Raw genomic sequence first — 25,823 nt, forward strand, 5'->3', positions numbered from 1 at the left:
TCAGGCGAAGCGCTGGGCGTCGGCGCCCGCGTACTGGGCCATGCGCGCGTCGAGCCTGGCGTGGTGCTCGAGTTGATCGATCAGATCGGGCAGCAGTGAGCCGGGGAACACACACGTCGCCTCGTCGGCCCGGATTCCGGTGCGGGCGCGGCTGAGCGCGCAGCCGACACTGGCGGCGACCCGGCCCTGCTTGGCCATCGCGACGATGTGGCACTGCGGCTTGCCCTCGACCGGCAGATCCGGCACGGCGTCCTTGATCGTCATCAGGCCGCGGGCGTTGGTGCGGATCAGCACGACGTCCGGGGTTTCGGTCGTCGAGCCGAGCGGGGCGTAGTGGACCGACTCGGTGCGCTCGGTGACCACGGGCAGCGTCACCACGTCGTCGTGGCCGACCCAGCCGGCTTCGAGCAGCGCTTGCACATCGTCGTTGGCCGCGACCTCGTCCAGCGTGCGGAAGCCGTGGGTGAGGCTGCCGACGCTGCAGTTGGCGTGGTCGGCGGCGTACGTCGTGACCGGGGCGTGTGCGCCTTGGACCCAGAAGACGCAGCCGGCGGGCACGGCGCCGGTGCGGCCGTGCTTGTTGGCGGGCGCCATCGGGAGGCCGGACTCAGCAGCAGGCGCAGGGCGGTCGGGGGATCGATCCGCCGAACGGAAGGTCAAGGCGACCGGCGCCGCCGCGAGGTGCAGCACCTTGGTCAGCCGGGCGGCGACCGCCGGCCAGTCCGGAGTGGACGCTGGCCGATTTGGCGCCTGGTTCGACGAGCTGGAGCCGGGGGTGGACATCGTGGCCTCGTTCCGTGCCGATCGGGATGGTGGTGGCAGTCGGTGGGACAGGGAAGACCTGGAGCTCGTGGTCGCCGATGACGAGGTCGACCTCGATGGTGTGGCGGTCGAGCGCGCGCCAGCGTTCGTAGGGCGCGCCGTCGCAGCGCAGCACGCAGGTGGCCGTGTCGGCGACCTGGGAGACGCGGAACGTGGTCGCGCGGCCGCGGTGTGAGGACGTGGCCGCATAGGTGCCGATGTGCAGGATGCCGGTCTCGCTGTCGTTGTACGCCATGTCGATACCGAGAGAGGGGAAGTCCACTTCGGACACCGTGGGCTGGTCGAACTTCACCAGGTTCGGCTCGGTGAACACCCGTGACCACGCACCGGGTCCGCCGATCTCGGCCATCATCAGCAGTCCGTTGAGCTGACCGCGCGGGAACGGCTCGTCGAGGCCGAAGCCCCAGCCGAAGTCGTCGGCCGCGGAGCCGAAGAAGCCGGGGCGGAAGTGCTCTTCCGCGTAGGCGTCGAGGTTGGCGAACGTGACATAGTCGCCGAACTCGCGCGCCAGCACGATGCCCAGCAGCAGGAACCGCGGGTCCGGGAGCGTTCGGACGGGGCGCGTCGGGTCGCTCCAGCCGATCTTGTCCACGGCGGTGCGGTACAACGCCTCGGCGAGCACGGGGTTCTGCGGCAGCATGTACACCGCGATCGACAGCCCCGACGTCGGGCCGGCGCGGTGGACGTAGTCGGCGAGCGGGTCGTAGTAGAGCGCCGTCCACTCGACGGTGCCGCTCGCGGTCATGCCGAGGTAACGCTGCTGGAGGATCTCGACCCAGTTGCCGTAGACCCAGTGGTCACCGCCGCCGGTGAGGATGTCGTGCATCCGCAGGCCCAGGCCGGCCGCGCTGAGGCAATACGGCCAGACCTTGGTGTTCTCGCAGTGCGGGCCCTCGGGCCGTTCGGTCCACTGGCGCGTGAGCAGCGCGTTGATGCCGTCGTGGGTCCAGGAGTACGTGGTGTCGTCGAGGCCGGCGACGCTGAAGGGCTCGTTCCACTTCCGGTCGCGCGAGACGTAGCCGTGGAAGCCGAGCAGCAGGTTGAGCCAGCCCTTGAAAAAGAGGTTCCCCTCGGCGCCGACGGGATCGGGGGCCAGCCCCCACGGTTCGACGCCGTTGGCCGTCCAGCCGGGCATGTCGTACTCGCCGGCGAGGTGGCGGGGGAGCCAGAGCTTGATGAACTCCTCCGGGTAGTGGGCGCGGTCGGGGTCGTGCCCGAGCTGGGTGAGCCAGTCGATGGCCGCCCAGTGCGTGGTGTGGCGGCTGAGCAACCCGTCCATGATGTCGACGTACACCTCGCGCCACGCGGGTGTCACGTCGGCCATCATCGGGACGGCGTAGCTGGACTCGGAGAGGTCGAAGCGGGCGAAGTTCAGCACGGGCGGGGTGCTCTTGTCGTCCCACCACGGCGCGGGCCTGCCACTCGAGGACCAATCGTCCGGGGTCGTGGCCTTGCGGTGCAGGAACCGGAGCCAGCCGCGGGCGCGCTGGCCGAGCCGGTGGTCGTCACCCATGGTTCGCTCCCTTCACCACTTGCGTTTGTACCACGGTTTTTCCGGCGTCCCCGTCGCCTTCTTCCGGGCGCGCCACCGCGGTCAACCGCCCGCGTAACCTGGGTTACTCGTGCCTTTGCCCACCGGCCGCCGCCGGGCCGGACGGCGCTCCCGTTGGCCTCGCGGTGAACTCGTTCACGTCGCTGTCGCTCGACCCGCCGCTGGTGTTGTTCTGCGCCGGGCTGTCGTCCACGACCTGGCCGCACATCCGTTCCGCCGGCCGGTTCCTGGTGCAGATGCTGGCCGCCGACCAGCACGACGTCGCCAGGGTGTTCGCGCGCTCCGGCGGAGACAAGTTCGGTGGCCTGGCCTGGCATTGGCGCGACAGGCTGCCCGAGCTCGACGGGATCGCGGCGGCGCTGAGTTGCTCGATGGACGGCGTGTACGCGGGCGGTGACCACGAGATCGCCGTCGGCCGCGTCGAAGCCGTCGAGACGTTCGATCGGCGGCCGCTGGTGTTCCACGACGGTGACCTGCACGCCCTGCCGCTCGCTCGGGCGAGCTGAGCCGAGGAGACGGTGTGAACTCGATCAGGTTTTGCGTCCTGCCGGTGTCCGATGTGGCCACTTCGAGGGCCTTCTACGCCGCGCTCGGCTGCGTCGAGCGCGGGGTCGACGGCGACCGGTGGGCGGGGATGTCCTCCGACCACGTCGCGCTTTCCCTGTGCGGTCCGGCGGATCCGAAACGTCCGGCACAGCCCGCGTTCGCCGTGCTGGTCGACGATCTCCCGGCCGCGCTGGCCCAAGCGCTCGCGGCCGGCGGACGGGCGTTGCCGGACGGCGACGGCCGCGTCCAGCTGACCGATCCGGACGGGAACTACGTGATGCTGATCGAACGGGGCACACCTTCGGGCTGACGGTGCTTGCGCCGAAGCCCAACTCCGGCTGGTGTCCACTGTGGCTCAACCGGGCCAGAACCCACTTATCCGACAAGGAGAACCACCATGTCGTCCGTCCTCATCACCGGTGCGTCCAAGGGCATCGGCCGCGCCATCGCGATCGAGCTGGCCGGGCGCGGGCACCGTGTGATCGCCACCGCCCGCCGTCCGGAGACGCTCGCCGACCTGCCTGTCGACCAGCGCCTGCGCCTCGCGTGACCGACCAGGAAAGCGTCGACGCGGCCATCCGCGAGGCCGGCGAGATCGATGTCGTGGTCAGCAACGCCGGGGAAAGTGTTCGCGCACCACTGGAAAGCGTGCCGCTCGACGAGGTCGCGCGGCTGTTCGAGCTCAACACCCTCGGCGCGTTGAGGGTGGTGCAGGGCGTGCTGCCGGCCATGCGCGAGCGGGGATCGGGGCGCCTGGTGTTCGTCTCCAGCATCCAGGGCCGGATGGTGCTGCCGATGATCGGCCCGTACGGCGCGACCAAGTGGGCGCTGGAGGCGCTCGCCGAGACGCTCGCCATCGAGACCGGCCACTTCGGCATCCGGGTGAGCCTCGTGCAGCCCGGCGCGGTCTCCTCTGGCGGCGGCGAACGCGCCAAGGTGCATCTGAAGGACAACGACCCCTATTCGGCGCTGTACCAGGAACTCCCGGTCCTGCGCGGTGAGGTCGTGACGCCGGAGGCGGTGGCCGCGACGGTCGCCGACACGATCGAGCAGCCCGAACCGCCGCTGCGCGTCCCCGCCGGTGCGCCCGCGAAGCAGGTGCTGGAGGCGCGCAAGGTGGCGCCGGAGGACAAGCCGTTCCTGGCCGTGCCCGTCAACTGGTAGTCAGCCCTTCAACCGGTAGTCAGCCGCGCGACGCCGAGATCGGCTCGAGGAGCCGCCGTGGGACGTTGAGCGCGGTGGACACCGGGTCGAGCTCGGCGTCGGTCGGCTTGAAGCCGGGGCCGGGCTCGATGCGGGTGTCGCCGGCCGCCACGAGCTCGCCGCACTTCTCGCACCGGCCCTCGTGGTCGAGCAGCGCGCCGTCCGCGTCGTGGCGCAGCGCGCGCTTCACCCCGGCCGGCGAGTAGAAGTCGTCGCCCCAGTTGATGAGCGAGCGGACGATCGGCCAGAGCGCGACGCCCTTGTCGGTGAGCACGTACTCGACGGTGCCCGCGCTGTCGTCGCGCGTGAGCACGCCTTCGCGGACGAGGAGCTTCAGCCGGGCCGTCAGCACGGCACGCGGGATGCCGAGCTGGGTGGCGAAGTCCCCGAAGCGGCGCACGCCGTAGAACGCGTCACGCACGATGAGCAAGGTCCACCGCTCGCCGACGATCTCCAGGGCTCGCGCCAGGGAGCAGTTGCGGTCCGCGTAGGTGCTGGGAAGGGACATACGGGCAGTCTACTCCGCTGGTTCGCTCACTGAACTGGAGTTGTGCTACAGTCGGCCGCAGTTCATTGACTGAACTGCGATTGCTTCTGTTGCTCAGCCTCTGTCAGCGCTTGTCGGATTCCCAGGAGAACCAGCGATGTACCAGTTCCTCGTTTCCTTCACCGTGCAGCCGGACCACCGCGACGACTTCGTGCGCGTGGCCCGCAAGACCGGCGTCGACTCCCTGGCCAACGAGCCCGGCTCGATCCGGTTCGAGGTCATCGCGGACGAGGAGAACCCGGACGTCTTCTACCTCAACGAGGTCTACGCCGACGTCGACGCGTTCACCACCCACGCCCAGGGCCCGTACTTCGGCGCGTTCTTCGCCGAGGCGAGCACCTACGTCGAGGGTCCCGTGTGGCTGATGAAGGGCAACCTGGTAGGCGACAAGGCCGCCGTCTGAGTCTGCTCGTAAGACCGGCGGAAGGGCTGGATCGGTGAACGAGGGTCAGCACACCGGGTTGCTGGATCTGGTGCTGGAAACGCACGGCGGCCGCGAGCGGTGGAGCAGAGCCCGGAAGATCCGGGCGCACCTGCACCTGGTCGGCCCCACGTGGACGGGCCTGGGCCAGGAGAAGACGTTCGCCGGGATCAGCCTGGCCGTCGACGTGCACCGGCAGCGCACGGTGTTCACCGACTTCACCGGCCCAGGGCTGCGCGGGGTGTACACGCCGAAGCGCGTCACGATCGAAGACGCCCACGGCGTCGTGCTCCAGGAACGCCGCACGCCGCGCGAGTCCTTCCCGCCGCGGGCGCGGGGCATGCGGTGGGACGCGTTGCACGCCCTGTATTTCGCGGGGTACGGCATGTGGAACTACCTCACCAACCCGTACCTGCTGACCCTGCCCGGCGTGCTGACCGAGGAGCTCGAACCGTGGCACGCCGAGGGCCACCACTGGCGACGGCTGCACGTCACGTTCCCCTCGTACCTCGCCACGCACAGCACACAGCAGACGTTCTACTACGACGAACGCGGCCTGCAGCACCGTGTCGACTACGCGCCCTACGTGCTGGGCAACTTGCCCGCGACGCACCACACCGAGGCGCACCAACCGGTTTCCGGCCTGGTGTTCCCGACGCACCGCTACGTGCTCCCCGTCGTGGACGGCAAGCCCGCGTCGAAACCGACCATCATCGTCGACTTCAGCGACCTCGCCGTCGAGTTCGCCGGCGAAGCGCAGTCCTTCGAGGGAGGGCAAGAGTGAACACCAAGCCGTACGCCGAGAAGAAGTTCGCCGACGTCAACGGGGTGCGCATGGCGTACCTCGACGAGGGCGAGGGCCCGGCCATCGTGTTCCAGCACGGGAACCCGACCTCGTCCTACCTGTGGCGCAACGTGATGCCGCACCTGGAAGGCCAGGGCCGGCTGATCGCGTGCGACCTCGTCGGCATGGGCGACTCCGGCCGGCTGGAGCCGTCGGGCCCGGACCGCTACTCCTACTTCGAACAACGCCAGTACCTGTTCGCGCTGTGGGAGCACCTCGACCTCGGCGACGACGTCGTATTCGTGCTGCACGACTGGGGTTCGGCGCTCGGCTTCGACTGGGCGTGCCGGCACCAGGACCGCGTCGCCGGGATCGCGTACATGGAGTCGATCGTGGCCCCGATGACGTGGGCCGACCGGCGGGAGTCGTTCCGCGCCACGTTCCAGGGTTTCCTTTCCCCCCAGGGGGAAGCGATGATCCTCGACGGCAACGCGTTCGTCGAGCAGGTGCTGCCGGGCGCGGTGCTGCGCGACCTGAGCGACGAGGAGATGGCGGTCTACCGCGCGCCTTACCGCACGCCGGGGGAGAGCCGCCGGCCCACGCTGAGCTGGCCGCGTCAGCTGCCCATCGAAGGTGAGCCGGCCGACGTGGTGGCCATCGTCGAGGAGTACGGCCGGTGGCTGTCGACCTCGGAGGTGCCCAAGCTGTTCGTGAACGCCGAACCTGGCGCGATCCTGAGCTCCCGCCAGCGGGAGTTCTGCCGGACTTGGCCCAACCAGACCGAGCTCACGGTGCCCGGCATCCACTTCGTGCAAGAGGACAGCCCGGACCTGATCGGCTCCGCGGTCGCGCACTTCGTCCGCGGTCTGTCCCGATGAGCTCCGGCATTTCGAAAGGTGTTGCAGTGTCCCACGACGACAGGCTGTTCCTGGTGACCGGCGCGACTGGCAAGACCGGGGGCGGCGCGCTCAAGCTGCTGCTCGAAGGCGGCCACCGCGTCCGCGCGATGGTGCACGGCGAGGACGAGCGCTCCCGCGCGCTGGCGGAGGCCGGTGCGGAGGTGGTCGTGGCCGACCTGCACGACCTCGACGGGATGACCACCGCCCTGCAGGGGGTGACCGGCGCGTACTTCTGTCACCCGATCCTGCCGGGCCTGGTGGAGTCGACGGTGATCTTCGCGCAGGCGGCGACCGAGGCCGGGGTGCGCTCGGTGGTCAACATGTCGCAGATCTCGGCCCGTCGCGAGGCCGGCAGCAACGCGGCCCGGCAGCACTGGCTGTGCGAGCGCCTGCTGGACCGGACCGATCTGCTCACCACGCACATCCGGCCGACGTTCTTCGCCGAGTGGCTCAAGCTGTGGTGGGAGAAGCGCGACGGCGAGGGCTACCTGCGCCTGCCGTTCGGCGAGGGCCGGCACGCTCCGATCGCCTCGGCCGACCAGTCGCGCGTGATCGCCGCCCTGCTCCTGCAGCCCGAGCCGCACAACCGCGCGGCGTACTCGTTGCACGGTCCGGTCGAGCTGAACCACCACGACATCGCCAAGGCCATCGCGACGGAACTCGGCCACCCGGTGCACTACGAACCGATCAGCGTCGACGAGTTCTCCGCGTCAGGGCTCGACAAGGGCGCGGACGCGCACCTCGTGCAGCACCTCTCGAACGTCGCGATCGACTACCGCAACGGCGTGTTCTCCGGCACGAACGACGTCGTCGAGAAGATCGGCGGCCGCCCGCCGCTCTCGGTGGCGGACTTCGTCCGCGAGAACCGCGCCGACTTCGCGACCAGCGGACCGCGTTTCGTCCCCGCACCGTGACGCGGGCGGCCTGACCGATCGAGGAGAGTCCGTTGTCCTACGCGGTGGATCAGGAGCCTTCTGAGCGGCGAGGGGTCGCCACGGCTTGGCCGGCCGGCGAGCGGTTCGGCATCGCCGCCGCGCCGAGCGGGCTCGCGCTCGTCCAGGACGTGCTCAACACCCGGCCGAGCCCGCGGAAAGGGTTCGTCGATCTGCTGTCCACAGTGGGCTCGGCGCAGCGGTGGGCGGCCGCGGCGATGGCGGAATGGGCTGAGGCCGAAGGACATCGCCGACGCCGGGTTCAGCTCAGGACCGCGGATGTCGACGAGCTTCGGCAGCTCCGGGAACAACTCGCGGCCCTCGTGCGGACCGAGGACGAGCCGGTGCTGCCCGCGTTGTCCGGGCTGACGCTAACCGCGGGCACCACCACCGACGGCCGATTGGACCTCGAACCGACTGGGAGCGGGTGGCAGCTCGTCGGCGGCGCGGTGCTGCTCGAGACCACCGCGCCGGCCGGCTGGACGAGTGGCGGAGCCTGAAGATCTGCCGTAGCTCGGCGTGCCCGATCGCGTTCTACGACCGGTCACGCAACAACAGCCGCGTCTGGCACGACGTCACGGTCTGCGGCAACATCGCCAACCTGCGGGCTTCCCGCGCCCGGCGTCGGCGGGTGGTGTGATGAGCGCGCTGCAATCGTCCACACTCGACACTCGGGGAAAGCTACGCCCGCCGCGCCCGCTTGGCGTCGCGGGAGATCTGCGCCTCGGTGTCCTCCATGGTGACGTCGTGGCCCGCCGCGCAGCGCACCGCGGCGAGTAGCGGTTCACCACAGCCGGCGTGCACCAGTTCGACGCCGCCGGTCGGACCCGCCAAAGTGCCGCCCCACTTCATCATCGCGACCACCACGGGGAACAGCGAACGGCCCTGCTCGGTCAGCACGTACTCGTGGCGGGTGCGCGATCCGGGCTCGCGGTAGGGCTGCTGGCGCAGCAGGCCGTCGTCGACGAGCTGCTTGAGCCGCTTCGCCGCGACCGCGTCGCTCAGGCCGGTGCGCCGGGTGAGCTCGTCGAAGCGCCGGCCACCGTAGAACGCCTCGCGCAGCAGGATCATCGCCGACCGGGTGCCGACGAGCTCCAGCGCGCGCTCGATCTTGCACCAGCCCTCGGCAGTCCACGCGTCGCGGTCGACGAACCGGCCGACGCGCGTCACCACGGGACGGTCCGCCTCGGGCTCCTGTGTGTGTGCCATGACAGTCAGTGTACCTGTCTAGCTTTGACCATAGTCAGGCTGTTAGCGTGCTGGCTATGCATTTGGAGAGTCAGCAGGTGTCCGTGACCAGGTCAGGGACCGCGAGACCCGAAGCCGAAGCTTCCGCGCGAGGCCGGTGGTGGGCCCTGGCAGTGGTCTGCCTCGGCGTGATGATGGCGTTCGTCAACGTCTCCTCGATGATCTCCGCGCTGCCGGCCATCCAGTCCGATCTGCACACGTCGTCGGCTCAGCTGGTGTGGGTCAGCAGCGCGTACACGCTCGTCGTCGTGAGCCTGGTGCTCACGGCGGGCACGCTGGGCGACCTGATCGGCCGCCGCGCGGTGTTCCTCGCCGGGGTGGTCGTATTCGCCGCGAGCAGCGCGCTGGCGTTCTTCTCCGACAGCGCGGGCTTGCTGATCGCGGCCCAGGCGCTCATGGGCGTCGGCGGCGCCGCGATCCTCCCCGCCAGCCTGTCGATCGTCAGCCACTCCTTCACCGATCCGCGCCAACGCACGAGCGCGATCAGCGTGTGGGCGAGCTGCTCGGGGCTGGGCCTCGCGATCGGCCCGCCCGTGGCGGGCATCCTCCTCGACCACTCGAGCTGGCACGCGGTGTTCCTGACCAACGTCGTGCTCGGCATCGTCACGATCGCGCTGACGCCGATGCTGGTCCCGGAGAGCAAGCACCCGACGCGGCGGCTCGACCCGGCCGGCGTGGTGCTGGGCACGATCGTCGTCGCGTCGGCGACGTACGCGATCATCGAAGGCGGATCCGTCGGCTACGCGGCCGCGCAGATCATCGCGGTGTACGTGATTTTCGCGGTGTCACTCGCGGCTTTCGTCCGCGTGGAGCTGCGCCACCATGACCCGATGCTGGACCTGCGGCTGTTCAAGAGCCCGTCGTTCGCGGCGGTCATGGGCGTCGCGACCACCACGATGTTCGGCTTCGTCGGGATCTCGCTGGTGAGCGTGCTATATCTCGAACGCGTGCAGCACCTGGGCGCGCTGGCCACCGGCGTACGGATGCTGGTCATGTTCGGCACCTACATCGTGGTCAGCGCCGTGGCGGCCCGGCTGGTGCGGCGCGTCGGCGTCGTCACCATGCTCACCGGCGGGCTGGTGATCATGGGTGCCGGTGCGCTGCTTCTGCTGGTGACGGGGCCAACGCCGGGGTTCGGGCAGGTGTGGCCCGGCCTGCTGATCGTCGGTATCGGTTCCGGTCTGCTGGTGGCGCCCTCGACCGCGGCCGCGGTGAACAGCGTGCCCGCGCAGCAGGCGGGCATGGCCAGCGCCGCGGTGAACATGTTCCGGCAGCTGGGCAGCGTGCTCGGCCCGAGTGTGCTGGGCACGATCGTCACGACCGAGTTCCCGAAGAACCTGTCCGACCGGCTCCTCGACGCCCGCGTGCCCGCCGGGGTGACCCGCCAGATCGTGGACGGCGCGAGTCACGGCGGCAGCACCGCCGGAGTTCCGGCCTCCCTGAAGACGACGGTCACGAGCTCCGCGGCCTCCGCGTTCACCGACGCCGTCCACTCGGGACTGACCGTGGGCGGCATCGTCCTCGTGGTCATGGCGGTGCCGACCGTGGCCTTCGTGCGGCACACGGCTGCCCGCCGTCGCGGAAGGAGCACGGACATGACCGGGTCGCCGCGCGGATCTACGAGCAGATGAGTTTCGTCCGGAGCCCCGATCCTCTGTTCACGGTCGTCCGTCCGCCGGAGTCCTGAAAGCGTTAGTCAAAAGCACGATCAATCCTCCGAAACCGTCCTGGCAGAGTGGCCAGGACGGCCTTTGTGCTGTCCTCCTTCGGGAATTTCGCCGGTCGGAAAAAATACTCGATCCTTTTTCCCGACTAATACGACACGGCGCCCTGAAGATCACATTGGGGGATGGCAAAAACTTTCCACCCCGTAGTAGGTTGTGTTCCTCAACCCTCTTCCTGGCCTGGATTCCGGCCGACCACACACTTTCGGGGAGGAAAGTCATGACCACCACCTATCCACGCGACGCCCGGGAGCAGTACGAGCGGCGGACGGCGCAGCTGTGCGAAAATGATTCACAGGTTCGCGACGCGATTCCCCGGGCCGACGTCCGCGAGGCGGCGTTCCGGCCGGGCCTTTCGCTGGCGGAGACCGTGGCCGCCGTCATGGCGGGTTATGCCGATCGGCCCGCGCTGGGCGAGCGCGCGCGGGAGACGTTCACCGATCCGGCCACGGGCCGGACCGAGGTCCGGTTGCTGCGGCGCTTCGAGACGATCAGCTACGGCGAGCTCTGGGCCCGCGCGACCGCCGTCGCGAGCGAATGGCACCACGACCCCCACACGCCGCTGCGCCGGGGCGATTTCGTCGCCACACTGGGTTTCGTCAGCTCCGACTACGTCGCGGTCGAACTCGCCTGCATCCGGCTCGGCGCGGTTTCCGTGCCACTGCAGGCCGGGGCTGCCGCGGGTGCCCTCAAGCCCATCGTCGAGGAGACCGGCGCCAAGGTGCTCGTCGCGAGCCCGGAGTACCTCGGCACGGCCGTCGACCTCGTCCTCGCGAGCCCGTCGGTGCTCCGGCTCGTGGTCTTCGACCACACCGCCGAGCTCGACGGTCACCGCGACAGCGTCGAAGCAGCGCGGACACGCCTTTCCGAGGCGGGCAGCGACGTCGCGCTCGATGTCCTGCCCACCGTCGTCGAACGTGGTCGCGCGCTCCCGGCCGCGCCCCTCGCCACCGCCGATCCCGCGGACGCCGATCCGCTCGCGATGCTCATCTACACCTCGGGCAGCACCGGCACACCCAAGGGCGCCATGTACACCGAACGCGTCTCCCGCGAGCTGTGGCGCGATTTCATGCCCGGCCGTGACAATCCCGCGATCGTGCTCGACTTCCTGCCGATGAGCCACGTCGTCGGCCAGAACGTGATGGCCAGCACGCTGGGGTGCGGCGGAACCGTCTACCTGGTGGGCAAGAGCGACCTGTCCACCATGCTGGAGGACTACTCGCTGGTGCGCCCGACCGAGCTGCTGGTCGTGCCGCGGATCTGCGAGATGCTGTTCCAGCACTACCGCAGCGAGCTCGACGGCCGCGTCGCCGCCGACGGGTTCCGCGAGGGCCTCGACGAAGAGGTGAAGACCGAGCTGCGCGAGAACACCCTCGGCGGCCGGATCCTCTGGGCCGGCTTCGGGTCCGCGCCGCTTTCGGCGGAGCTGACCACGTTCATGGAGTCCCTGCTGCACGTCCCGATGCACGACGGCTACGGCGCCACCGAAACCGGCGGTGTCGTCATGCTCGACGGGAAGATGTGGCAGCACCGCGTGTCCGGCTACCGGCTGCTCGACGTGCCGGAGCTCGGCTACTTCTCCACCGACCTGCCGCACCCGCGCGGTGAGCTGGTGATCAAGGGCGGCACGCTGGTCACCGGGTACTACCGCCGGCCGGAAACCACGGCCGAGGTCTTCGATGCCGAGGGCTACTACCACACCGGCGACATCATGGCGGAGCACAGCACGAGCGAGCTGGTGTATGTCGACCGGCGCAAGAACGTGCTGAAGCTGTCGCAGGGCGAGTTCGTCGCGGTGTCCAAACTGGAGGCCATGTTCGGGGCGGCGCCGCTGGTCGAGCAGATCTACGTCTACGGCAGCAGCGAACGCTCCCACCTGCTCGCGGTGATCGTGCCGACGCGGGCAGCGCTCGCCGAGAGTGACCCCGCGGCACTGAAGCGCCGATTGAGCGATTCGCTGCAGCAGGCGGCGAAGGAGGCCGAGCTCAACTCGTACGAGATCCCGCGCGACTTCCTGGTCGAGACCGATCCGTTCAGTACCGTCAACTGTCTGCTCACCGGGATCAAGAAGCTGCAGCGCCCGGCGTTGAAGAAGCACTACGGCGAGCGTCTGGAAGCGCTGTACGCCGAGATCGCCGACCGCGAAGGCAGCGAGCTGCGGGAACTGCGGCAGCTGGGGCGCGACCTGCCGGTGGTGGAGACGGTGGCGCGGGCGGCGGAAGCCCTGCTCGGGGCGTCGGCGGCGGAGCTGGGCCCGGAGGCCCACTTCGGCGACCTCGGCGGCGACTCGCTGTCGGCGCTGTCGTTCTCGAACCTGCTGCGCGACATCTTCGGTGTCGACGTTCCGGTCGACGTGGTGATCAGCCCGGCCAACGACCTGCGCGCGATCGCCCGGCACATCGAGGACGCGCGGAAGCCGGGCGTGAAGCGGCCGACGTTCGCCACGGTGCACGGCGCCGAGAGCACCGTCGTCCACGCCGCCGAGCTCACGCTCGACAAGTTCATCGACGCCGAAACCCTGGCGTCGGCCCGGAATCTGCCTCGGCCCGCGGGCACCGTGCGCACGGTCCTGCTGACCGGAGCCAACGGTTACCTCGGCCGCTTCCTCTGCCTCGAATGGCTGGAGCGCCTCGCCAAGACCGGCGGCAAACTCGTCTGCCTCGTGCGCGGGCGCACCGCGGAAGCGGCGTACGCGCGGCTCGAGGAAGCGTTCGACACGGGCGATATCGCTCTGCTGCAGCACTTCCGCGAGCTGGCCGCCGATCACCTGGAGGTGCTTGCCGGCGACATCGGCTCGGCCGACCTCGGTCTCGAAGCGCCGGCGTGGCGGCGGCTGGCCGACACCGTCGACCTCATCGTGCACCCGGCCGCGCTGGTCAACCACGTGCTGCCCTACGACCAGCTGTTCGGCCCCAACGTGGTGGGCACCGCGGAGCTGATCCGGCTCGCGATCACCACGCGGCTCAAGCCGGTCACCTACCTCTCGACCTTCGCCGTGGCCGCGCAGGCCGCTTCGGGTGACGAGGTGTCGGACATCCGCGAGACGAGTCCTTCGAGGACACTCGACGACAGCTACGCCAACGGCTACGGCACCAGCAAGTGGGCGGGGGAGGTGCTGCTGCGCGAGGCCGGCGATGCGGTGGACCTGCCGGTGACCACGTTCCGTTCGGACCTGATCCTGGCGCACAGCCGCTACGCCGGGCAGCTGAACGTGCCCGACATGTTCACGCGCCTGCTGCTGAGCCTGATCGTCACGGGGATCGCGCCGCGGTCGTTCTACAGTGGACCGGGACCGGCGCACTTCGACGGGCTGCCCGTCGACTTCACGGCCGAGGCGATCACGGCGCTCGGCCTGGAGACCGAGGGTTACCGGACCTACAACGTGCTGAATTCGCACGAGGACGGCATCTCGCTAGACACCTGTGTGGACTGGCTCGTCGCGGCCGGTCACCGGATCAGCCGTGTCGAGGACTACCGCACGTGGTTCGAGCGGTTCGAGACGGCGATCCGCGCGTTGCCGGAGAAGCAGAAGCAACACTCGCTCCTGCCGTTGCTGCACGCCTACACGGAGCCGGAGAAACCCGTTGCGGGGGCCCTCATTCCGGCGGATCGCTTCCGTGCGGCCGTCCGGAAGGCCCGCGTGGGCGCGGATGCGGACATTCCGCATGTGACTGCCGAGCTGATCGAGAAGTACGCCTCGGACCTCGCGAATCTCGGTCTGATCTGATCTTCCGGTGCTAGGCTGACTGTGCTTTTGTTTAGTCAGATCCCGATGGGAGAAATCCGTGAAAACCAAGTACACGGTGGAAAACTACGAGTACATCAGCGACAAGACCTACGAGGAAGTGGTGGCGGAGCTCGACGCCGAGCTCTTCGCCGAGACGGGCCTTGATGCGCGAGTAGATCGCCACGGCCGACGACCAGGGGCGTGAGCACGCGAGGACGTCGGCCAGCCCGTGCTCGTCGAAGCGCATCACGGACGCGATCGAGACGGGCTTGCCCTGGATGTCGTCGGTGAAGTAGCCGATGCGGTGGTTGCCGCGGTTCAGGCTGAGCTCGCTCCAGTCCCGCGCTCCGTAGACCGAGGTCGCGTGGCCGAGGACGCGGCTCGCCAGCGGTTCGGGGGAGACGCTCTTGCGCAGGATCGGGCTGTGGAAGCTGAGCGCCGGGCTGTACTGGTGGTTGGGTTTGGCCGAGTACTCACCGGTGTCCGGCGGAAGCCACGGCACGGCCCAGGCCTCGGGCGGCAGGTCGTCGAACGCCGCCTTCGCGCGGTTTCGCAGCGTGGTGAAGGGCTGGGTGCTGTTGAAGAAGCTCTTGACCGTGGTCAGGCGCCCGGTTTCGTCGCTGGTGGCGAGGAGGATCTGCCGGATGGGCTAGCCCTTGACCTCGCCGGCGCGCATCAGGCCCTCGGCGCGTTCGCCGGTGAAACGCTCGGTGATCTCGGCGTTCCCGATACCGGTTGTCTCCGCGGCGAGCAGGGTCGCGGACTGCTCGCGGGACAGGCCCGGCCAGTCGGTGACCGCGCTGTCGAACACCGCGCCGGGTGCGGCCGCGGAAAGCAACGCCGCCGCGGTGAGACCCGATTCGACCAGGCTCGCGAGTGAGGGCAGCACAGTCAGCTCTTGTCCACCAGCGTGCGGAACTGTTCGACCACGCCGGCCCGCTCGTCCCGCGTCGCGCCGGCGGGGGTGATGGTGAGCGTGGTGACTCCGGCTTCCTGGTAGGCGGCGATGCGCTCGCGGACGTGGCTTTCGGGGCCGATCAACGAGACCGAGCGGAGCAGTTCTTCCGGGACCTCCGCTTCCGCTTCCTGCTTCTTGCCGGCCAGGTAGAGGTCCTGGATCTTCTCCGCTTCGGCCTCGAAGCCGTAGCGGCGCACGAGGTCGTTGTAGAAGTTGTGGCCCTTCGCGCCCATGCCGCCGATGTACAACGCGAGAGTCGGGCGCATCGCGTCCAGCATCGGCCGGGGGTCGTCGGTGATGCGGAAGACCGCCTGGGCCTCGATCTGCAGCGGGGGCAGGTCGTCGGCGCGTTTCCCGGCGCCGTCGGCCAGCGACTGGCCCCAGACGTCCTTCGCCTTCTCCGGCAGGAAGAAGAACGGCTGCCAGATGTCCGCGAGCTCGGCGGTCATGGCGACGTTCTTGGGTCCGATCGACGCGATCAGGATCGGGATCCGGCTGCGCACCGGCGTGTTGATCAGCTTGAGCGGCTTGCCGAGGCCGGTGCCCTCGTCCTCCGGCAGTGGGATGCGGTAGTGCTTGCCCTGGTGGACGACGCGTTCGCGCCGCCAGACCTGGCGGCAGATCTCGACGACCTCGCGGGTCCGCCCGAGCGGCGCGGTGTACGGCACGCCGTGGAACCCTTCGATCACCTGCGGCCCCGACGCGCCGAGGCCGAGGATGAACCGGCCCTCGCTCACGTGGTCCAGGCCCGCGGCGGTCATCGCGATCAGAGACGGCGTGCGCGTGTAGATCGGCAGGATCGCCGAGCCGATGCGGATGGTGCTCGTGAGCGCGGCGAGCGCGCCGAGCTGGCTCACCGCGTCGAACGTGTACACCTCGGCCACATAGGCGATGTCGGCGCCGGCGCGTTCGTAGGCGACGACGTCGCCGGCCAGGTCGCGGAAGCTGCCTTTCGCGCTGTACTCGTTGTAGATGCCGACAAGCACGGTTCCGCCTGCTTTCCTGCTCCGGTGAAGTTGCTGCGTGCCCTCAGGGTTGCGCAAGGCAACTCACTCGTCAACCGCCGGTGTGACTTGGGTTCGATCGGTGCGGCTCCGGCGCGGTCGTCCCGTAGACTACACCTGACTGTGCAAAAGCCTAGCCAGATCTTGGGCCCGTTTTCGAAGGAGCACGTGCATGAAGCCAGTCCTCAACAGGCGCGTCGCGGTGACCGGGATCGGTGTCGTGTCGCCGGCCGGCATCGGCGTGAAGGAGTTCTGGGACGGGCTGTCGCGTCCTGCCGCCGCGGCGAACGTGCGGCGGCTCAGCGGCTTCGACCCGCGGCGCTGGATGTCGCACAAGGTGGCGCGCACGGCGGACCTGGCGACGCAGATGGCGGTCGCGGCCGCCGACGAGGCGCTGGCGGACGCGGGGCTGCTGACCGGCGAGATCGAGCCGACGGTGACGGTGCTCGACGCCGAACGCGCCGCCGTCTCGCTCGGCACGGGCATCGGTGGCGTGTCCACTCTGGAGTCGCAGGCCGCGGTCCTGGCCGCGCAGGGCGAGCGCAAGGTGTCGCCGCACACCGTGCCCATGACGATGCCGAACGCGGGCGCCGCGGCGCTCAGCATCCGCTACGGCTTCCAGGGCAGCGCGTCGGTGATCACCACGGCCTGCGCGGCCGGCACCGACGCGATCGCCGCGGGCGCCAGGCTCATCGCCTCGGGCGCCGCCGACCTCGTGCTCGCGGGCGGCAGCGACTCGAGCCTCACGCCTGTGTGCGTGGCCGGGTTCACCAACATGCGCGCACTGAGCCGCAGCGGGATCTCGCGTCCGTTCGATGTGGACAGAGACGGCCTCGCCGCGTCGGAAGCGGCCGGCATCCTCGTGCTCGAGCCGCTGGAGCTCGCGCTGGGGCGCGGCGCGAGCATCTACCTGACCATCGACGGCACCGCCTCGACCGCCGACGCCTACCACGTCACCGCGCCCGCCCCGAACGGCGCCGGCGCCGAGCGCTGCATGCGCATGGCGATCGAGGACGCCGGCTACGCACCGCGGGACATCACCCACATCAACGCCCACGGCACCTCGACGGCCCTCAACGACGCCGCCGAGGCCCACGCCATCCGCCGCGTCTTCGGTGCCTCCAGGCCGCTGGTGACCAGCATCAAGGGCGCCACCGGGCACTCGTTCGGCTCGGCCGGCGCAGTGGAGGCCGTCGCCGTGGCGCTGACGATGGCGCACGAGCTGATCCCGCCGACGCTCGGACTGTCCACACAGGACCCGGCGCTCGACATCGACGTGCCCCGTGAACCCACGCCGTGGACGCCGGGACCCGTGCTCTCCAACAGCTTCGGCTTCGGCGGGCACAACGGCAGCCTCGTGTTCTCGCCGGTCGCCTGACTAGTCCCCGGCTTCGGGCCGACGGAACGCCAGGACGCGCGCGGACGTGCTCTGCCGGACGTCGCCGTCCTGGTTCTCCGTCTTGTACGACATCAGCACGGTGGCCCGCGAGGGCCGCGACCGCGAGAAGCTGAGCTTGTCGATCTGCCCCTCGACGCGCAGCGCATCACCCGCGCGGGCCGCCGACGGCCACGCCAGGTCGATGGCCGCGCCGACGATGCCTGTGGCGAGCGGCAGCGCGGAGGTCACCAGCAGGCGCATGGTGATCGCCGCGGTGTGCCAGCCGCTCGCGACGAGCCCGTCGAAGAACGTGCCCCGCGCGCCGTCGGCGTCGAGGTGGTAGAGCTGCGGGTCGAACGTCGTCGCGAAGGTGATGATCTGTTCTTCGGTCACGACGTAGGTCGAGGACCGGAACGCCATCCCCTCGTGCAGGTCGTCGGCCCACAGCCCGGAGGCGTTCACGGGCTTCGGAATGAGGTCGCTGTCCATCGTGGCGGTGTCCCTTCGCGTGCTGCGGGGGACGTTAGGCCGCGAACGGCGGCACGCGTATGACGGCAGTCGTGCGCGCGGCGAACGAAAGTCACACAAGACCGGCGAGACGACCGTGTTCGAGAACCTTTGGCTGCTCGAAACCCCGACGGCAACTTCGTGCGCGCTCAGGTCTACGCCGACACCGCCGCGGCCAACGGCACCACGGGCTGACCACGGCGCGCGGGCCGGGTCAGCGGAAGATGGCGGCGTGCTCGGTGAGGTAGTCGTGCAGGGTGATCGGAGTACGGCCGGTGATGCGCCGGAACGCGTCGGTGTCGGTGTACTTCGTGTTGCCGCGCTCCATTCCCTGGGCCACGGCGTAGCCGCACGCCGTGATGTGGCGCGACATGTCGGCCTTGAGCAGGCCCGCCCGCGGCGAGGCGACCAGGTCGAGCAGCTCCTTCTCCCAGGCCTCGCGGCTGATCGGTTCGAAGTGGACCGGCCGGCCGAGCACGTCGCTGAACACCCTGGCGACCTGGTGGAAGTCGAAGAACTCCGGACCGGGCAGGTAGTGCACCGGCGCGTCGGCGAACAGCTCCGGGCGCAGCAGGGCCGCGACGCAGAACTCGGCGGCGTCGAGCGCGTTCAGCCAGCTCACCGGCTTTTCGGCGAAACAGTTTCGGATCACGCTCTCGTGGCGCACCGACTGGGTCGAGAACAACGGCAGGTCCTCGTGGAACACCGCGGCCATGCGCAGGATCGTCACGTCCAGCCCGGCCCACTGCAGCACTTCCTCCGACAGCCACTGGCCCCGGCCGAGGTGGCTCGGATGCGTGCGCGTCGACGGGCCCATCGACATCACGACGGTGCGCGGGTTTCCGCCCGTTTCGCGCACCGCCTCCGCGTAGTTCGCCGCCGCCTGGACGATTCCCGCGTCGACCATCGCGGTTGCGATTGCTCGAAAGCGCTTCTCGAAGCTTTTTGTCCCAGTTCATCCCTGCGGTCTTCGTGGGGTTCGGGCTTCTGGATCGAGCCGCTGAGCTTGGCCGCGCATCGCCACATCCGCACGCGTACGACCCGCCCGCGGACGAGAACGGGCTCGAACGGGTTGCCGACGGGCGCGATGAACTCGATGGGCCCCGGCGCAGTGCGATTGACCATGCCGTAGGGTGGTTCGAAACGAAACCGTTTCGTAACGTAGGAGGTAAGGGGTGGAGATTTCGAGTGGGCGCCGGGTTGCCGCGTTGTCCTCGCTCGTGGTCGCCGTGTCGGTGGTGCTGCTGGGAAGCACGATCCTCAACGTCGCACTGCCGGAGATGACGCAGGCCCTCGCTCTGACCAACGTGGGGCAGCAGTGGGTGCTCAACAGCTACACCTTGACGTTCGCGGGATTCCTGTTGATCGCCGGCACGGTGGGCGATCGATTCGGGCTTCGCCGAACTCTGCTGGTCGGGCTGGCGGGATTCATCGTCGTGACCGCGCTCGCGTCGCTCCCCACGACGGTGGGGTTCGTCATCGCGATGCGCGCGCTGATGGGGGTCTTCGCCGCGGCGATCATGCCGACGACGCTCGCGATCATCCTGCGCCTGTACCCGACGCAGAAGCGTGCCGGAGCGATTGTGGTGTGGGCGGCCGCGTCCGGAATCTCGATCTCGGCCGGCCCGCTGGCGGGGGGTCTGATGCTCAGTGCGGGCCTGTGGTGGGGCTCCGTGCTCGTGCTCGTCGGTGTTCTGGCACTGATCGCACTTCTCGCGTCGCTCATCGTCGTTCCCCGCCTGCCGGCGTCTGGGAACGGAGAACTCCGATTCCTGCCTGTGGTCCTGTCCATCGCAGGAATCGGGCTGCTCGTCCTCGGGGTGCTTGACGGGGGCCAGACCAGTGATTGGCTGGGCTTCACGACGCTCTGCCCCGTGGTGGTCGGGCTGGCGCTCCTGGCGGTGCTGATCGTGAGCGAGGGGCGACGAGACGATGCGCTCGCGGACGTACGGTTGTTCCGCGACCGGGGCTTCGCGATGTCCGTGCTCGCGCTGAGCGTCGCCGCGCTGGTCGTGTTCGGCGCCATGTACCTGCTGACCTTCTACCTGCAGGTCGCCCGCGGCTACACGCCGTTCCAGACCGGTCTGCTCTTCATCCCGATGTCCGCCGGGCTCGTGATCGGGGCTCCGATATCGCGGCGACTGGTGGAGCGCCTCGGAACAGGACCGACCATCGCCGCCGGCCTGCTGCTGATCACGGTCGCGATGACGGTGATCGCGTTCTACTCGATGACGACCTCGGTCGTGCTCATCCTCTCGGTCTTTTTGGCGCTCGCACTCGGTTTCGCCCTGGTGCTCAGCCCTGGAACGACCGCGGCGATGAGCACGGTGCCGGGCTCCCGTGTCGGCGCCGGATCGGCGCTCCTGAACACCGCGCGACAGGTTTCCAGCGCATTGGGTGTGGCGGTTCTCGGTTCATTGCTGTGGTCCGCATACGGCTCCGGCGTCGGGCCGGCCCTCGCCACACTGCCCACCGGGGAACAGGGGGACGCGCGGCAGTCCCTGTCCGGCACGTTGGCCGTGCTGCACGACCACACGGGGATCACCGCTGCCCGCAGCGCGTTCCTCAGCGCACTGCATCTCACCTCTCTCGTAGCGGGTGGTGTCGCACTCGTGTGCGCTGTCCTCGTCGGGGTGACCGCATCGCTCGGCCACACCCGGGCGGCAGCGGTGCCGAGCTAAGCTGACTCGCATGCCAAGCACGAGCGCGCACGCCACGGACGGCGCCGTACAGGCGTCGGCCCGCGGCGAACGCGCGGAGAAGGCGCTTGTCGACGCGGTGCTCGACCTGATCGACGAATCAGGCGTCACCGGTTTGACCATCGACAACATTGCCCGACGAGCCAAGGTCGGCAAACCGACCATCTACCGGCGCTGGAGCAACAAAGAAGAACTTGTCGCCTACGCCCTGGGACATGTCGAAGTGCCGCCCGTGATCGACCCCGACGGCGAACTGCGTTCGACGCTGATCGCCGTCCTGGCCAACCTGAGTGAGCGCTTGACATCGACCCGGGTCGGCCGCGCCTGGTGCCGGCTGATCGGTAGCGACGACCGCTACTCCGAGGCGACCCGCCTCTACGCGGAAGAGTTCATCGCCCCGCGCATCGACGCCCTCGTACGACTCCTCCAACGAGAGATCGACGCAGGGACGCTTCGCGCGGACATCGATGCACTCTCGACGGTCAACATGATGATTTCGACCGTCGTGGGCGGAGTCGTGAACGTCCAGCCGTCCGGGCACGTGGTTCCGCCTGTGGATGCGATCGTCGACACCTTTCTCACCGGGCTCAGCCGTCGGTCACCTACATGAGAACGTCGTTGAAGATGTTCCTGACGGCGCTTTCCGGCGCGGGCGCAGTTGCCAGTGTTCGGCTCGTCATGGGCGTCCACTGTGGATCCGGTGTTCACACGTTGGGGTCGGGACTGCGACGATTCTCGTCAGTCTGATTGCGGTGACTGGTCCACACTGTCTCCGGCGGGGGCCGCGGCCGGAGTTGCGGCGATCGCGTCAAGGGCAGCTTTGAGGTAGGGCACGAGCCGGTCCGTGTTGTCCGCGTTCGTGAGGGACCTGCTGTGGAGGATGTTGCGTTGGAGGTGAATCCCGGCGCAGATGGAGAGCAGCAGCGCGGCCCGGCCGACCGCATCCGGTCCGATCAGTGCGTCGGCGAGGGCGGCTTCGCAGGTGCGCTCGATGCTGTCGCGCATGATCTCGGCGGCGCGTTCGCTGGAGGCGGAGCGAAGCGTCAAGAGAAGCCCGTCGGGGTTGTCAGGTTCGGCGCCGCTGAGAAGGGCGACGGCCGTCGCGTGGGTCGCCTCGGGGGCCGACAGCAACATTTTCTCGTACGCCTCGGCGACTACCTCCGCGAACAGGTTCTCCTTTGAGCCGAAGTAGCGGCCGATCAGACGTTTGTCGGTCCCGGCCCGCTGGGCGATGTCCCGGAGGCCCGCGTTGTCGTACCCCTGACGGGTGAAGACTTCGCGTGCGGCGGCCAGCAGCGCCCGCTTCGTCGCAGCCGAATCCCTGCGCCGAGCTTCGGCTCCAGAGGCGTGCTTGGTCTCCGTCACAACAGCCAGAGTAGAGGATTCGGACGCTACTGCTCGGCGCCGGCCGCGGGCGAGGCTTGGCGGCCTTGCATGTCTCCACTTGGGGACATATGATGTCCCCAAGTGGAGACATGCACCGTGGCCATGAGCTCGCGAGCGCGTGGCGAGTGGCGATGGTGCGACAGCGCTCCGCATGAATCGATCACATGACAAGGAACTTCTTCATGCCTATTCCTGTGCGAACTCTCGGCGACCAGGCACTGACCGTCGGAGCCGTGGGGCTCGGAGCGATGAGCTTCGCGGGCGTCTACGGGCAGAATCTCGCCGACGGCTCCGACACCCCTCGGGATCTGGTCAGCCGCGCTCTCGAGCTCGGCACCACCATGATCGACACTGCCGACGTCTACGGCCCCAGCGAGGAGGTGCTCGGAGAAGCCATCGCCGGTAGGCGCGATCAGGTTGTCGTGGCTACGAAGTTCGGCATCGTCCAACGGCCGATGGACGGCAAGCCGGCCATCATCAATGGGACGCCCGCATACGTGCGTGAGCGCGTCGAGCGCTCGCTGAAGAGGTTGCGCACGGACTACATCGACGTCTACTACCAGCATCGGGCCGACCCGGCGGTGCCGATCGAGGAGACCGTGGGGGCGATGGCGGAGCTCGTCCAGGCCGGCAAGGTCCGCTACCTCGGCCTGTCGGAGGCCGCGCCGGACACCATTCGTCGTGCGCACGCAGTCCATCCCATCACCGCGGTGCAATCGGAATGGTCGCTGTGGTCGCGCGAGGTAGAGACCGAAGTGCTGCCTGCATGCCAGGAGCTGGGTATCGGCCTCGTGGCATTCAGCCCGCTGGGCCGAGGCGCGCTGACCGGCACCTTCACCTCCCGCGACGACCTGCCCGAAAGTGACCACCGGCGCACGATGCCACGCTTTGCCGCGGAAACGTTCGACGCCAACCTGGCATCGGTGAACACCGTCCGGGAGATTTCTGCGGTGCACGGCGCCACGCCCGGGCAGGTCGCCATCGCCTGGCTGCTCGCGCAGACGCCCAGCGTCGTGCCCATCCCCGGCACGCGCCGCCGGGCCTACCTCGAACAGAACACCGCGGCCGCCGATCTCGCCCTCACCGACGACGAGATCGCGCGCTTGAACGAGATCAAGGTCGCCGGCGCGCGTGAATCCGACCTCGGCCACAACTGGAGCTTCGGCGTCACCCCGCCCCTGACCCACTGAAAACCACGTGCGGGGGAGGTCTCGGCCCGGCGCAACCGGGGCCTCCTCTGCGGCACGTGCGTATCTGGATCGACGGCGTTGCTGCAGGCCGCCAACCTGCTGCCGGGCCCGTCTCAACGCGTGCGGTTCATTCCCGTGCAGGACCGGCGGACCACCACGCCGGCGGGAACTGCGGGCGCTTCGACCATGTTCGTTCCCGTGGATCACCACGCTTGGCGTGGTGCCCGATGACGATGCGCCTGGTCATTGCGCGCCCGATCCTCGGGCAACGTTGGCGATCTCGCGTTGTCCACGGGTTCCCGCTCCCACCGGAGGAGGCCGCGCCGGAGTCGTGGACCGCGTACTGCGGTCAGGCGTTCGGCCCTGGTGAGCTTGAGTGTGTTGGTTCGTCCGGTCGGATGCCCTGTGTGACTGCCTCCGCCGTTCGCCTGGCCCGTGGCAGCACCGAACTTCCGGCCGTCAAACAGGGATGTCGGGTTCGACTTCGTGCTGGATCGCGTCGCCCGCGACGTCGTGCTGACCGCCGCGAGGGGTGCCGACGAGACACGCGCAACCGGCCCATTGCTGGGTGTCCCGCTCGGGGCGGGTCACCACTGCGTTCGGCAACTCGGCCCTGCGCGGGTAAGTTCCCGACCACGACGCCGAGGTGGTCGTTGCGGCCAGGGATGCCGAGGCGGTCGTCTCTGTCCCAGGTGCCGGGTGGTTCATCGAGCGGGTCCGCGGCGGCGGTCGCGGCCCGCATCGTGCCGGCCGCGCTCGCCGAGGGCACGATCGGCTCAATCCGGATCCCGGCGTCGCTGTGCGATGTGGTGGTGTAAAGCCCAGCCGGGGACGCTGGCCCGACGGCGGGGTCGCGCCGATTTCGGCCACATTGGACTCGACGGGCGTCATCGCGCGTAGCGTCGAGGACCGCCCGCTCGTCGACTCCGTCGTCACGGCGACCGCACTCCGGCCAGGCGCCGGACGGCGTCAAGGACGCCCGGTTCGCGTACGAGCCCAAGCAACGGCTCGACGGCGTCGATCCCGTGGTCACGCTGCTGTTCGACCAGGCTCGCGGGAAACTCGAGGACGCCGGCGCCCGGCTCGTCGAGATTGACCTGGGAAAGGACTTCTCCGAGATCGCGGAGAGCTCGACCTGGCCGATCTTCTTCCACGAAACCATGCTCGCGCTCCGCGAGTTCCTCCGTCGCCACCGAATCTCGGACACCTTCGAGGACAGTGACGGTTTCTCCGGAGAGCAGTGGCCTCCGAGGAGGGGCGATCCGGATCGGTGGGCTGCCGGTCCGTGCGTGCGCGAGTTCAGTCGACGATGACGACGACGCCCGAGGGCTCGTCAAGGGCCTCCACCGTGCGTTCGGCCGCGCGGTCGATGTGGACCCGGGGTTCCGCGGGCTTTTCCTGCTCGTTGTAGGTGCCGGAGCCGTAGAACTGCCCGTAGCTGAGCACCACGCCACCCTCGGCGAGGACGGAGCGCTCGAGCTCCGCGACGGCGAGTGCGTCGGGGCCGTCGGGCAGCTGCCAGGCGACGCTCTGGGCCAGGATCTTCGGGGAGCCGCTCTTGCGGGCGGCTTCGATCAGGTTCTGGTTGCCCTCGGTGCGGATACGCGCGTTGCGCTCGCCGTGATCGCCGATCTTCGTGACGTCGTCCGGCAGGTCGGTCAGCTCATTGAGGATGACGTCCGGTTTGAAGTCGTGGACCGTCTGCACGAGTTCGTCGCGGTCGAAGACGTCGCACAGGATCGCGACGGCGCCGAGGTGGACGAGCCCTTCCATTTTGGCCGACGAGCGCGTCATGGCGCCGACTTCGTGTCCGGCCTCGACCAGCCGCGGGATGAGCCGCTGACCGAGAACGCCGGAAGCGCCGGCGAGGAATACCTTCATCACTTCTCCTGGTAATTGGGAAAACTTCTCTGCTGACAACCACGCTACGAGGCAGGTGGCGGCTATCTGTGGTCCATTGGGCCGGGGAATCCGTGGGCCATTCGGTGCGGGCTCGGGGAGCGTGGTCCCCGAGCCCGTCTGTCTGGTGTGGACACTCTGTTCAGGACACTGTCGTTTCGGCCAGCGCCGGCCCGGCGTTGCGAGCGGAAGAGATCCGGTCGACGCCCCAGATCAGTAGGGCCACCAGGCTGAACCCGGCGCCGAGGATGCTCACGGCGGTCCAGCCCCACGCGCTGTAGGCGGTGGTGGCCGCGACGGCACCGCCGCCGAAGCCTACGGAGTAGTACGCCATGTTGCTGCCGATGAGGCGGCTGCTCGCGTTCGGGTCGAGGCCCACGATGAGGTGCTGGTTGGT

At 69.1% G+C, this 25,823-nt stretch carries 28 protein-coding genes and 2 pseudogenes; 18 read left to right on the forward strand and 12 right to left on the reverse strand.

Annotated features, from left to right (window positions below):
• Together AB0H62_RS48690 and AB0H62_RS48695 are read right to left on the reverse strand one after the other, a co-directional pair.
• Positions 1 to 690 (reverse strand): DUF169 domain-containing protein, encoded by a 690-nt coding sequence (locus tag AB0H62_RS48690; protein WP_360592741.1) that lies wholly within the window; start codon positions 688 to 690, stop codon positions 1 to 3.
• Positions 608 to 2,335 (reverse strand): hypothetical protein, encoded by a 1,728-nt coding sequence (locus AB0H62_RS48695; protein WP_360592742.1) that lies wholly within the window; start codon positions 2,333 to 2,335, stop codon positions 608 to 610. The genes AB0H62_RS48690 and AB0H62_RS48695 overlap by 83 nt, the downstream gene beginning before the upstream one ends.
• 98 nt (positions 2,336 to 2,433) lie before the next feature.
• Between AB0H62_RS48695 and AB0H62_RS48700 the strand changes: the two genes are divergently transcribed.
• The 4 genes from AB0H62_RS48700 to AB0H62_RS48715 all read left to right on the forward strand — a co-directional run bounded on the left by AB0H62_RS48700 (position 2,434) and on the right by AB0H62_RS48715 (position 4,084).
• Entirely contained in the window at positions 2,434 to 2,880 is a 447-nt protein-coding gene (locus AB0H62_RS48700; protein WP_220247019.1) for a flavin reductase family protein, read from the forward strand.
• A gap of 14 nt (positions 2,881 to 2,894) precedes the next feature.
• On the forward strand, positions 2,895 to 3,230 hold the full coding sequence (locus AB0H62_RS48705; RefSeq protein ID WP_220243253.1) for a VOC family protein: 336 nt from the start codon (positions 2,895 to 2,897) through the stop codon (positions 3,228 to 3,230).
• 87 nt (positions 3,231 to 3,317) lie between these two features.
• Positions 3,318 to 3,470 carry an SDR family NAD(P)-dependent oxidoreductase gene (locus AB0H62_RS48710; protein WP_360592743.1) on the forward strand — a complete coding sequence of 51 codons (153 nt, stop codon included), beginning with the start codon at positions 3,318 to 3,320 and terminating at the stop codon, positions 3,468 to 3,470.
• On the forward strand, positions 3,467 to 4,084 hold the full coding sequence (locus AB0H62_RS48715) for an SDR family NAD(P)-dependent oxidoreductase (RefSeq protein ID WP_360592744.1): 618 nt from the start codon (positions 3,467 to 3,469) through the stop codon (positions 4,082 to 4,084). The genes AB0H62_RS48710 and AB0H62_RS48715 overlap by 4 nt, the downstream gene beginning before the upstream one ends.
• Positions 4,085 to 4,103: 19 nt before the next feature.
• Here AB0H62_RS48715 and AB0H62_RS48720 read toward each other — a convergent pair whose 3' ends face one another.
• A complete protein-coding gene (locus AB0H62_RS48720) occupies positions 4,104 to 4,631 on the reverse strand; it encodes a helix-turn-helix domain-containing protein (RefSeq protein WP_360592745.1) in 528 nt (175 codons plus the stop codon).
• Between the two features lie 136 nt (positions 4,632 to 4,767).
• Between AB0H62_RS48720 and AB0H62_RS48725 the strand changes: the two genes are divergently transcribed.
• From AB0H62_RS48725 to AB0H62_RS48750, 6 genes are read left to right on the forward strand one after another with little or no spacing between them, the layout of a single operon-like run.
• Positions 4,768 to 5,073 carry a putative quinol monooxygenase gene (locus AB0H62_RS48725; RefSeq protein ID WP_360592746.1) on the forward strand — a complete coding sequence of 102 codons (306 nt, stop codon included), beginning with the start codon at positions 4,768 to 4,770 and terminating at the stop codon, positions 5,071 to 5,073.
• Between the two features lie 34 nt (positions 5,074 to 5,107).
• Positions 5,108 to 5,875: a hypothetical protein gene (locus tag AB0H62_RS48730; RefSeq protein ID WP_360592747.1), complete on the forward strand. Its 768-nt coding sequence runs from the start codon at positions 5,108 to 5,110 to the stop codon at positions 5,873 to 5,875.
• Positions 5,872 to 6,753, forward strand: coding sequence for a haloalkane dehalogenase (locus tag AB0H62_RS48735; protein ID WP_360592748.1), 882 nt, complete (start codon positions 5,872 to 5,874; stop codon positions 6,751 to 6,753). Before AB0H62_RS48730 ends, AB0H62_RS48735 begins: the two co-directional genes overlap by 4 nt.
• A gap of 26 nt (positions 6,754 to 6,779) precedes the next feature.
• Positions 6,780 to 7,688, forward strand: a complete 909-nt coding sequence (locus AB0H62_RS48740; RefSeq protein ID WP_360592749.1) for an NmrA family NAD(P)-binding protein — start codon at positions 6,780 to 6,782, stop codon at positions 7,686 to 7,688.
• Positions 7,689 to 7,720: 32 nt separating this feature from the next.
• Complete coding sequence (locus AB0H62_RS48745) at positions 7,721 to 8,206, forward strand: ABATE domain-containing protein (protein ID WP_360592750.1); 486 nt, start codon at positions 7,721 to 7,723, stop codon at positions 8,204 to 8,206.
• Entirely contained in the window at positions 8,134 to 8,346 is a 213-nt protein-coding gene (locus tag AB0H62_RS48750; RefSeq protein ID WP_360592751.1) for a CGNR zinc finger domain-containing protein, read from the forward strand. The genes AB0H62_RS48745 and AB0H62_RS48750 overlap by 73 nt, the downstream gene beginning before the upstream one ends.
• Before the next feature lie 41 nt (positions 8,347 to 8,387).
• Here the strand turns inward: AB0H62_RS48750 and AB0H62_RS48755 are convergent, their stop codons facing one another.
• Complete coding sequence (locus AB0H62_RS48755) at positions 8,388 to 8,915, reverse strand: helix-turn-helix domain-containing protein (protein ID WP_220243246.1); 528 nt, start codon at positions 8,913 to 8,915, stop codon at positions 8,388 to 8,390.
• Between the two features lie 83 nt (positions 8,916 to 8,998).
• On the opposite strand from AB0H62_RS48755, the gene AB0H62_RS48760 reads away from it, so the two are divergent.
• Positions 8,999 to 10,585, forward strand: coding sequence for an MFS transporter (locus AB0H62_RS48760; RefSeq protein WP_360592752.1), 1,587 nt, complete (start codon positions 8,999 to 9,001; stop codon positions 10,583 to 10,585).
• A 313-nt stretch (positions 10,586 to 10,898) separates the two neighbouring features.
• Positions 10,899 to 14,405 (forward strand): carboxylic acid reductase, encoded by a 3,507-nt coding sequence (gene car / locus AB0H62_RS48765; RefSeq protein ID WP_360592753.1) that lies wholly within the window; start codon positions 10,899 to 10,901, stop codon positions 14,403 to 14,405.
• A 31-nt stretch (positions 14,406 to 14,436) separates the two neighbouring features.
• Here car and AB0H62_RS48770 read toward each other — a convergent pair whose 3' ends face one another.
• The 3 genes from AB0H62_RS48770 to AB0H62_RS48780 all read right to left on the reverse strand — a co-directional run bounded on the left by AB0H62_RS48770 (position 14,437) and on the right by AB0H62_RS48780 (position 16,349).
• Positions 14,437 to 14,907 carry a hypothetical protein gene (locus tag AB0H62_RS48770; RefSeq protein WP_360592754.1) on the reverse strand — a complete coding sequence of 157 codons (471 nt, stop codon included), beginning with the start codon at positions 14,905 to 14,907 and terminating at the stop codon, positions 14,437 to 14,439.
• Positions 14,908 to 15,054: 147 nt separating this feature from the next.
• Complete coding sequence (locus AB0H62_RS48775) at positions 15,055 to 15,294, reverse strand: hypothetical protein (RefSeq protein ID WP_360592755.1); 240 nt, start codon at positions 15,292 to 15,294, stop codon at positions 15,055 to 15,057.
• Positions 15,295 to 15,296: 2 nt separating this feature from the next.
• Positions 15,297 to 16,349, reverse strand: a complete 1,053-nt coding sequence (locus AB0H62_RS48780) for an LLM class F420-dependent oxidoreductase (RefSeq protein ID WP_360592756.1) — start codon at positions 16,347 to 16,349, stop codon at positions 15,297 to 15,299.
• 190 nt (positions 16,350 to 16,539) lie between these two features.
• Here AB0H62_RS48780 and AB0H62_RS48785 point away from each other — a divergent pair, with 190 nt between their 5' ends.
• A complete protein-coding gene (locus AB0H62_RS48785; protein WP_360592757.1) occupies positions 16,540 to 17,745 on the forward strand; it encodes a beta-ketoacyl-[acyl-carrier-protein] synthase family protein in 1,206 nt (401 codons plus the stop codon).
• Here the strand turns inward: AB0H62_RS48785 and AB0H62_RS48790 are convergent, their stop codons facing one another.
• Positions 17,746 to 18,234 (reverse strand): MaoC/PaaZ C-terminal domain-containing protein, encoded by a 489-nt coding sequence (locus tag AB0H62_RS48790; RefSeq protein ID WP_360592758.1) that lies wholly within the window; start codon positions 18,232 to 18,234, stop codon positions 17,746 to 17,748.
• Between the two features lie 232 nt (positions 18,235 to 18,466).
• A complete protein-coding gene (locus tag AB0H62_RS48795; RefSeq protein WP_360592759.1) occupies positions 18,467 to 19,159 on the reverse strand; it encodes a hypothetical protein in 693 nt (230 codons plus the stop codon).
• A gap of 268 nt (positions 19,160 to 19,427) precedes the next feature.
• Here AB0H62_RS48795 and AB0H62_RS48800 point away from each other — a divergent pair, with 268 nt between their 5' ends.
• Complete coding sequence (locus tag AB0H62_RS48800; RefSeq protein WP_360592760.1) at positions 19,428 to 20,933, forward strand: MFS transporter; 1,506 nt, start codon at positions 19,428 to 19,430, stop codon at positions 20,931 to 20,933.
• Between the two features lie 10 nt (positions 20,934 to 20,943).
• On the forward strand, positions 20,944 to 21,561 hold the full coding sequence (locus AB0H62_RS48805) for a TetR/AcrR family transcriptional regulator (protein ID WP_220243237.1): 618 nt from the start codon (positions 20,944 to 20,946) through the stop codon (positions 21,559 to 21,561).
• 128 nt (positions 21,562 to 21,689) lie between these two features.
• Here AB0H62_RS48805 and AB0H62_RS48810 read toward each other — a convergent pair whose 3' ends face one another.
• On the reverse strand, positions 21,690 to 22,316 hold the full coding sequence (locus AB0H62_RS48810) for a TetR family transcriptional regulator (protein WP_360592761.1): 627 nt from the start codon (positions 22,314 to 22,316) through the stop codon (positions 21,690 to 21,692).
• A 254-nt stretch (positions 22,317 to 22,570) separates the two neighbouring features.
• Between AB0H62_RS48810 and AB0H62_RS48815 the strand changes: the two genes are divergently transcribed.
• The 3 genes and pseudogenes from AB0H62_RS48815 to AB0H62_RS48825 all read left to right on the forward strand — a co-directional run bounded on the left by AB0H62_RS48815 (position 22,571) and on the right by AB0H62_RS48825 (position 24,840).
• Entirely contained in the window at positions 22,571 to 23,527 is a 957-nt protein-coding gene (locus tag AB0H62_RS48815) for an aldo/keto reductase (protein WP_360592762.1), read from the forward strand.
• Between the two features lie 665 nt (positions 23,528 to 24,192).
• Positions 24,193 to 24,623 (forward strand): annotated as a pseudogene (locus AB0H62_RS48820) (amidase family protein).
• Positions 24,553 to 24,840 (forward strand): hypothetical protein, encoded by a 288-nt coding sequence (locus AB0H62_RS48825; protein WP_220247894.1) that lies wholly within the window; start codon positions 24,553 to 24,555, stop codon positions 24,838 to 24,840. Before AB0H62_RS48820 ends, AB0H62_RS48825 begins: the two are co-directional and overlap by 71 nt.
• Here AB0H62_RS48825 and AB0H62_RS48830 read toward each other — a convergent pair.
• Complete coding sequence (locus AB0H62_RS48830; protein WP_255638337.1) at positions 24,827 to 25,408, reverse strand: NAD-dependent epimerase/dehydratase family protein; 582 nt, start codon at positions 25,406 to 25,408, stop codon at positions 24,827 to 24,829. The genes AB0H62_RS48825 and AB0H62_RS48830 overlap by 14 nt on opposite strands.
• A 160-nt stretch (positions 25,409 to 25,568) precedes the next feature.
• Positions 25,569 to 25,823: pseudogene (locus AB0H62_RS48835) on the reverse strand (hypothetical protein); the annotation flags it as partial.

The sequence above is a fragment of the Amycolatopsis sp. NPDC050768 genome, from assembly GCF_040654155.1.
GTDB lineage: Bacteria > Actinomycetota > Actinomycetes > Mycobacteriales > Pseudonocardiaceae > Amycolatopsis.